The organism is Streptomyces antarcticus (assembly GCF_026627255.1).
Classification (GTDB): Bacteria; Actinomycetota; Actinomycetes; order Streptomycetales; family Streptomycetaceae; genus Streptomyces; species Streptomyces antarcticus.
In genome coordinates this window covers 45,890-53,945 of sequence record NZ_JAPNLM010000038.1, presented here as the reverse complement: position 1 = coordinate 53,945, position 8,056 = coordinate 45,890, and the positions used below count along the sequence as shown (strand labels likewise).

At 73.4% G+C, this 8,056-nt stretch carries 6 protein-coding genes; 3 read left to right on the top strand and 3 right to left on the bottom strand.

Annotated elements, in window-relative coordinates; genetic code table 11:
- The coding region (locus OTB16_RS35135) for a DUF5685 family protein (protein WP_267726454.1) at positions 1–1,115 on the bottom strand (1,115 nt) is incomplete at its 3' end.
- A gap of 283 nt (positions 1,116–1,398) precedes the next feature.
- Here OTB16_RS35135 and OTB16_RS35130 point away from each other — a divergent pair.
- On the top strand, positions 1,399–1,851 hold the full coding sequence (locus OTB16_RS35130; RefSeq protein WP_267726452.1) for a cell division protein SepF: 453 nt from the start codon (positions 1,399–1,401) through the stop codon (positions 1,849–1,851).
- 9 nt (positions 1,852–1,860) lie between these two features.
- Here OTB16_RS35130 and OTB16_RS35125 read toward each other — a convergent pair whose 3' ends face one another.
- Entirely contained in the window at positions 1,861–3,033 is a 1,173-nt protein-coding gene (locus tag OTB16_RS35125) for an acyl-CoA dehydrogenase family protein (protein WP_267726450.1), read from the bottom strand.
- Between the two features lie 270 nt (positions 3,034–3,303).
- Positions 3,304–5,004, bottom strand: coding sequence for an MFS transporter (locus OTB16_RS35120; protein WP_267726448.1), 1,701 nt, complete (start codon positions 5,002–5,004; stop codon positions 3,304–3,306).
- Between the two features lie 281 nt (positions 5,005–5,285).
- On the opposite strand from OTB16_RS35120, the gene OTB16_RS35115 reads away from it, so the two are divergent.
- Positions 5,286–6,419, top strand: coding sequence for a glycosyltransferase family protein (locus OTB16_RS35115; protein ID WP_267726447.1), 1,134 nt, complete (start codon positions 5,286–5,288; stop codon positions 6,417–6,419).
- A gap of 295 nt (positions 6,420–6,714) precedes the next feature.
- Positions 6,715–7,839, top strand: coding sequence for a phosphatase PAP2 family protein (locus tag OTB16_RS35110; RefSeq protein WP_267726444.1), 1,125 nt, complete (start codon positions 6,715–6,717; stop codon positions 7,837–7,839).
- Positions 7,840–8,056 lie beyond the last annotated feature (217 nt).

The following is an 8,056-nucleotide window of genomic DNA, read 5'->3' as shown; positions in this document are numbered from 1 at the left end:
GGGGGGGGCGCCCCGCCGAAGCCGCCGCCACCGAAACCACCGCCACCGCCGCCGCCCGGGCCCGAGGGCGGCAGGCCGGGACCGCCGGGCGCTCCCCCGCCGTACGGGGCGCCGCCTTGGGGCGGGCCGCCGTAGGGGTGCTGCGCGTACGGGTTGCCGGCGCCCTGGCCGCCGTACGGCTGGCCCCCGTACGGCTGGCCCCCGTACGGGCTGCCGCCCTGCCCGGCGGATGCCGTGCCGGTGTGGTCGTGCCCGCAGCCCCGGGTCCCGAAGGCCCGGTCCACGGAAGTCCGCAGCTCGTGCACGAGCAGCCGGTGGGCGAGGCCCGCGTCGGTGAACTCGACCTCCTCCAGCGCCAGCCTGATGCCCCGGAGGGCGTCGTCGCACAGCCGCCGGGCCTCGGCGAGCGGGGTCCCGGTGGCGGTGAGCGGGTTCCAGGCACCGGCCTCGGCGTCCGCGCCCCGGTCCTCCACCGCGTCCAGCAGGTGCGCGAGCCGCCCGAAGTACCGGCCGGCCTCGGCGAGCGCGGGGGCGTTGCCTGGCCGTCCGGCCAGCAGCGCGGTATGCGCGAAGGCGGCGGCGGTGGCGGTCTCCGTCGGCTCGGTCACCACGAGCACGGGCGTGCCGGGGCCGGCCAGGGTCTCGATGCCCCCCTGCCGGTCCACGGCGTCGACGAGCACCGCCGTGTCGAAGCCGAGCGAGGCTCCGGTGCGGGCGCCGGCCCGGTCCCAGCCGCGGGCGACCTTGCGGGCGGCCAGGGCGAGGGGCGCCCGGGCCAACAACCCGTCCCGGTCGGCCACGTGGTCCCGTATCTTCGCGGAGGCCAGCACGAGCGAGACGGCGGCCGCGAGCCGCGCCCCCTCGCCCTGGGCGACCGCGGCCGTGCGCATCCCGCGCAGGGGACAGGGTCCCGCGGTGCGCCGGGCGCCGGGGGCGGGCCCGGACTGAGCCTCCGTCAGAACGGAGACCAGCAAACCGTCATAGTTCGTGACGATCCGGGCGAACTGGCCGTGGTCCCCGCGAAGTGCCAGGCACAGCCCGCACAGATGGGCCGTCCACTCGGCCTTGAACCGCTCCCCCAGCCGGTGCGCGCAAGGTCTGACGATGCCGAACAATCTGCTCCCCCGTGGGTCGTACGTGTGCCTGCCGGGCATCGTAGCGAGCCCCCCGCGTCACCCGTACGTCCGCACCGGTCACCCGTAAGGGCGCAGCAATCGTATTTTCACTCAGTCAGCAGCGGTAGGCGCCTGGATCCTTGACCGTGCAACGGATGTTCTGCACCAGTACCGTCACGAAACCCGTGCGCGCCGACTATCCACTTGGCGCGTTGTCAGCATCATGGACGACCATAGGGGCAGCGGAGAGAAGACAGACTGACCGCGGTGAAAGGAGGCGTCCATGGGTTCGGTGCGCAAGGCGAGTGCCTGGCTGGGTCTCGTGGAAGACAGCGACGACGAGCGTTACTACGACGACGACTACGCGGAGGCCGCCCAGGGTGGTTCGGTTTCCGGCCCCGGCGACGCGTGGGTCACCGACCCCCGGGTCAAGGTGGTCTCGGAGTCGGCCGTCGACCAGGGACGCCGGATCGCCACGGTCACCCCGGACGGCTTCCGTGACGCACGGGGCATCGGCGAGCTGTTCCGCGAGGGCGTCCCGGTGATCGTCAACCTGTCGTCGATGGACCCGGGCGACGCGAAGCGCGTGGTCGACTTCGCGGCCGGACTGACCTTCGGGCTGCGCGGATCGATCGAGCGGGTGGCGACCAGGGTCTTCCTGCTGACCCCGGCCGACACCCAGATCGTGAGCGGCGAGTCCGGCGGCCGTTCGCGCGACTTCTTCAACCAGAGCTAGGCAGGGCCCTCACCGGAAGGCGTCGAGCCCGGTGAGCGCCTTGCCCAGCACCAGTTGGTGCATCTCGGCGGTGCCCTCGTAGGTGAGGACCGACTCGAGGTTGGTGGCGTGCCGCATGACGGGGTATTCGAGGGAGATCCCGTTGGCACCCAGGATGGTCCGCGCGGTCCGGCAGATTTCGATGGCCTCGCGGACATTGTTGAGCTTGCCGAAGCTGATCTGCTCCGGCCGCAGGGTCCCCGCGTCCATGCGCCGGCCCAGGTGGTGGGCCAGCAGGATGCCCTTGTGGAGCTCCAGGGCCATGTCCGCGAGTTTGGCCTGCGTGAGCTGGAAGCCACCGATCGGCTTGCCGAACTGCTCCCGGGTCCTGGAGTAGTCGAGCGCGGACTCGAAGCTGGAGCGCGCCGCGCCCATGGAGCCCCAGATGATCCCGTACCGCGCGTGGCTGAGGCAGCCGAGCGGACCCTTGAGCCCGGTGACGTTCGGAAGGACCGCGTCCGCCGGCAGCCGTACGTCGTCCATGACCAGCTCGCTCGTCACCGAGGCGCGCAGCGACCACTTGTGCCTGATCTCGGGGGCGGAGAACCCGGCGCTGCCGGTGGGCACCGCGAAGCCGCGGATCCCCTCGTCGGTCTGCGCCCACACCACGGCGACCGCGGCCACCGATCCGTTGGTGATCCACATCTTGCGCCCGTTCAGCACCCAGTCGGCGCCGTCGCGCTTCGCGTACGTCCGCATGCCCGCGGGGTCGGAGCCGTGGTCCGGCTCGGTCAGGCCGAAGCAGCCGATCAGCTCGCCGGCGGCCATGCCGGGCAGCCAGCGCTGCTTCTGCTCCTCGGAGCCGTACTTCCAGATCGCGTACATGGCCAGCGAGCCCTGTACGGACACCAGCGAGCGGATCCCGGAGTCGGCGGCCTCCAGCTCCAGGCAGGCGAGGCCGTACTGGACGGCGTTGGCGCCGGCGCAGCCGTAGCCGGTCAGCGACATCCCGAGGGCGCCGAGCGAGCCGAGCTCGCGGGCGATCTCGCGGATTTCCGGCAGCTCGCCCTTCTCGTACCACTCGGCGACGTGCGGCAGCACCCGGTCGGCGGCCCAGCCGCGGACGGTGTCGCGGATGGCGAGGTCCTCCGGACCGAGGAGCTCGTCGAGCCCGAGCGGATCGTGGGGCTGGAACGCGGACACGGGGCCTCCCGGCGGCCTGAGTCAGAACCTAGCAGCGCAAGTTTTCGCGCGCCCCCCGACGCTAGACGCCCCCTTCCCCACCCGTCCACCCCCTCCACGATCAGCCCCGCCGGCGTTCGAGGCGCACCCCCACCAGCCCCGCCGACGTTCGAGGCGCGGGGGTCCGGGGGCAGCGCCCCCGGCAACGGCGCCGCACGCGAGCACGCACCCGGGCCTGGCCCACAGCGGCACCGCGGCCCGGCAGCCCGGCGGCCCAGCGGCCCAGCACGATCAGCCCGCGCGCTCAGCAGGAGCCGGATACGACTCACCGGCGGACGGCGAAGGCACCCCGCCGACCCGCTGCCCGCCCCCCTGGGCAGGCAGTCGCACCGCCACGTCCCCGCCCGGCTCGCCGCCAGGCGCCCCGCACTCCATCACCCGCGGCAGCCTCAGCGCCATCACCGCGCCCGCCAGCAGCAGCCCCGCGCTGACCAACAGGGTCACGTGCAGCCCGTGCACGAAGGAGTGCCGGGCGGCGGCGTACAGCGACGCCCCCGCGGGCCCGCCGAGCTGCGCGGCGATCTGGTAGGCCTCGCCCAGGGAATGGGCGGCGCCCTCCGACTGCGCCGCCGAGACCCCCGGCACCCGCGCGAGCCCCGGTGCGTACGCGGCGTTCATCACGCTGCCCAGCAGCGCGATGCCCATGCCCGCGCCCAGCTGGTACGAGGTCTCGCCGATGGAGGCCGCGCCGCCCGCGGTGTCCGCGGGGGCCTCGCTCAGCATGGACTCGTACGCGGCGAACAGGGTGGTCTGGAGCCCGAAGCCGAGCAGGATGAAGCCCACCGTGAGCAGGACGGGCCGGTCCTGCTGCCCCATGAAGGTCAGCAGCAGCACGGCGAAGGCCGTGAGCACGAAGCCCAGCGAGACCATGGTCCGCGGGCCGATCCGGGTCAGGGTGTAAGACCCGGTGGCGCCGGCGGCCATGGCGGCGAAGGTGAGCGGCAGCAGCCGCAGGCCGGTCTCCAGCGGGCTGAGGTGCAGCACCAGCTGGAGGTACTGGACGGCGATCAGCTCCAGGCCGACCAGCGCCAGCATGGCGAGCACGATGCAGCCGACGGAGGTCGTGAAGGCGGCGCGGGAGAACAGCCGCATGTCGATCAGCGGGTGCGTACGCCGCTTCTGTCGCCGTACGAACAGCACGAGCAGCGCCGCCCCGAGGAACAGCGGGACCATCGCCTCGGCGTCGAGCAGCTGCCGCTCGGCGCCCAGCCGCTTGACGCCGAGCACGGAGCCGAGCACCCCGGCGGCGGCCATCAGCGCGCCGAGCACGTCCCAGGGCCCGTCGGAGGAGCCCTTCGACTCGGGGAGCAGCCAGCGGCCCAGCGGGAGGATCAGCGCCATCAGCGGGATGTTGATGAGGAAGACGGAGCCCCACCAGAAGTGCTGGACGAGGAAGCCGCCGAGCACCGGTCCGCTGGCGGCGCCGACGGCGGCGACGGCGGTCCAGATGCCGATGGCGAGGGCCCGCTCGCGCCGGTCGGGGAAGACCTGGCGCAGGATCGACAGCGTGGCGGGCATGATCATCGCGCCGCCGATGCCGAGCAGCGCGCGGGCGGCGATGAGCACTTGGGCGTTGTCGGCGAGGGCGGCCAGCGCGGAGGCCGCGCCGAAGAGCCCGTAGCCGAGGAGCAGGATGCGGCGGCGGCCGACGCGGTCGCCCAGGGTGCCGAAGAGGATCAGCAGGGCGGCGCAGACGAGCGGGTAGGCGTCGACGATCCAGAGGAGTTCGATCGAGCCGGGGCGCAGGTCCTCGGTGACGGAGGGGACGGCGACGTGCAGGATCGTCGCGTCGAGCGCGACGAGGACCAGGCTGACGCAGAGCACCGCCAGGACGACCCAGCGGTTGGCCCCGCCGGAGGCGGCGCGGAGCCGCTGCCAGGGGGTAGGGGTTCCGCGGTCGGTCCTGCGGTCGGCCGTGTTCGTCCCCGACATGCATGTACCTCCCAGGTGATCCCCCCGCACTCGGCGGACCAGCGTCTGTGGGGCCGCGGGGATGGTGCGCTGTGCGGCTTCCGACGGGTCCGGCATCGACACGCGAGTGAACGGTCAGCGTACGCGAGTTCGCTTGTCGCTCACGTGGTCAAGCTCTCATCCCGGAGGCGGCCGCCGTGTGGCGTACGCCACTCGCCGAACGGGTCTTCCTCCCCCGCGTACACGCGCGCTCACGGCTCGTGGTGCTCGGCCGCGCCCACAGGGCGCCGCCACCGATAATCATGCCCGTGGAAGATCTTGGATTTCGCCGGGCCGCGCCCGCGCTGGCCGTCTTCGCGGCGGTCAGAGTGCTCGCGCTGACCGTGCTCGCCGGCTGGAGCGCGGCCGCGGGAAGCAGCCCGCACACGCTGCTGTCGGCCCGCTGGGACTCGCTCTGGTACGCCCGCACCGCGGCCGGGGGGTACGGGTACGAGGTGGTCCTCCCGAACGGGGACGTCCACTCGAACCTGGCCTTCTTCCCGCTCCTGCCCTGGCTGGAGCGGCTGGTGTCGGCCGCGACCGGGCTCTCCTACGGCTCCTCGGGCCTGGTGGTGTCGGCGTTCGCGGGACTCGCGGCGGCCTGGGGGATCTTCGCCGTCGCCGACCTGCTGCACGGCCGCCGGGCCGGGGTGCTGGCCGTGGCGCTGTGGGCGGTGCTGCCGGTCGGGATCGTGCAGTCCATGGCGTACAGCGAGGCCCTGTTCACCGCGCTGGCCGCCTGGGCGCTGTACGGGGCCCTGCGCGGCCGGTGGCTGACCGCGGGGCTCCTCGCGGCGGGGGCGGGGCTGACCCGCCCGGTCGGGGCCGCGGTGGTCGCGGCGGTGTGGGTGGCGGTCGCCCTGGCCTGGCGGCGCGGGGAGCGGTCGTGGCGGATGGCGGCGGGCGCCGTACTGGCCCCGCTGGGGGCCGCGGCGTACGTGCTGTGGGTCGGCGCGCGCACCGGGGGCGGGCTGTTCGGCTACCTGGACGTCCAGGCCGGCTGGGGCAACGGCTTCGACGGCGGCTGGGCCTTCGCCCGTTTCGTCGGGGCGAAGCTGGCCTCCCCTGGCTCCCCGGCCTCGGCGGGCTTCGCGGCCGGGGCCGGGCTGATCGCCGGGGTCGCGCTGGTGCTGTGGCTGTACGTGCGGTGCGTACGGCAGCGGCAGCCGGTGCCGCTGCTCGTGTACGGCGGGATCGTGGTGGCGCTGGCCCTGTGCGCGTCGGGGTACTTCGGCTCCAAGCCGCGGCTGTTGCTGCCCGCCTTCCCGCTGCTGCTGCCCGTCGCGGTGGCGCTGGCCCGGTGGCGGACGCGGTGGGCGGCCCTGGTGCTGGGGGCGGCCGCCCTGGCCTCGGCGGTCTACGGGGCGTTCTGGCTGAACGGCTCGGGGCCTCCGTAGCCTCCGCGGGCCCGTGCGGACTGCGTGCCGACCCCGCGCGGATCCCGCCGGCCGGGGCCCCGCCGATAACGGAATGGAACATTCCGATACATCTTTCAGCAAAAGACTTGAGCTGCGGCGATAGAGCACAGATAAGTGTGCGAAACAATTCCCGTGACCGTGGATCAAGTGGGCTCCAACAGCGCTCGAAATAGCGCCGATTAAGTCCCGCGTGAGACCAACTCCACATCACATGGTCATCACAAAGCGCGTGATTCGCCCGGGGTGCCCGGCAACGCGCGGTAACGTCGATTGAGTGCGTACCGACCTAATCCTGCCCCGTCTGGAGCGGGTGTTCGCCCGGCTGGACCGGGAACCAGAGCGACCGGCTCATCTGCAAACTCCGCGGATGAGCCGGCACCGCGTCGTGCTCCTGGGATCGACCCTCGCCTTCTACCTCGCGATCGTGGTGGCCGTACTGACCACGTCCTGGCTCGTCCGGCTGGACTGGCAGGTCATGTTCTTCCGCCCCTACGAGCAGTGGCCGCAGCTGCACGCCTTCCTCGACTACCTCGTCGTGCTCGGCCAGCGCGGACCCACCGCGGTGATGGTCGCCGCCTGGCTCGGCTGGCGCTCCTGGCGCCAGCACACCCTCCGCCCGCTGATCACCCTCGGCGTGGCCCTGCTGCTGCTCAACGTCACCGTCGGGGCCGTCAAGATCGGCCTCGGCCGCCTCGGTCCGCACTACGCCACCGAGATCGGCTCCGCCGAGCTCTTCGCGGGCGGCGATATATTCCCTTCCGGCCACACCGCCAACGCCGTCGTGACCTGGGGAATCCTGGCCTACCTGGCCTCCACCGTGGTCACCCGGCGGGTGCTGTCCGTGGTGTCGGCCGTCGTCTCGCTGAGCGTCGGCGCCACCACCGTGTACCTCGGGACCCACTGGATCAGCGACGTCCTGCTCGGCTGGACCGCGGGGCTGCTGATCCTGTTGGCGCTCCCCTGGTTCGAGCCGCTCATCGCCCGCGTCGAGGCCTACGTCTTCGAGCTGCGCGAGCTGCTGCGCCGCCGCGCCGAGACCGGGCGGATGCCCGCGCCGGTCGCCGTCGCGCTCACCCCGCTGCTCTCCGCGGGCGGCAAATGGCAGCTCACCCTGGACACGGACACGGCTGCGGTGGTGGCCACGGCCGCGGCCACCACCGCGGAGCAGGCACCGGCGCCCGCCGCGCCCGCGACGGCCACCGCACCCCCCGCCCTCCCCGCCGCGGCCCCGTCCGCCGGGCACTCGCCGGCACCCCGGCCCGCCGCGCACGCGGCGACGAGGCCGCACGTGATCCGCTCCGAGCGGACGCCGGTCACCCCCGTCGGCAGCCGCCGTCCGGCGCACACCGAGCGGTCCGCCGCACGGGGCGCCACGGCGCGTCCGGTGGCCGGCGGCTGACGACCGCGGAGCGGTACGCACCACCTCCTCCGCGACACCGAGGCGGGCCGGGTCGACGACCCGGCCCGCCTCCGCCGTTCCCGCCGCGGGACCGCCGGATACCGCCGGCCCGTCAGCGGCGCACCGGGACGTTAGTCCGTCCCGGGTCACGCTTGTGTCACAGAATATCGACAGCTCCCAATTGTTTTCCCGTGCGCGACACGCCCGCCGGGAAGAC

Excerpts from the sequence above, each read along its gene's own strand:
- OTB16_RS35130 (WP_267726452.1), top strand. The coding sequence starts at position 1,399 with ATGGGTTCGGTGCGCAAGGCGAGTGCCTGGCTGGGTCTCGTGGAAGAC.
- OTB16_RS35115 (WP_267726447.1), top strand. The coding sequence starts at position 5,286 with ATGCCCGTGGAAGATCTTGGATTTCGCCGGGCCGCGCCCGCGCTGGCC.
- OTB16_RS35120 (WP_267726448.1), bottom strand. The coding sequence starts at position 5,004 with ATGTCGGGGACGAACACGGCCGACCGCAGGACCGACCGCGGAACCCCT.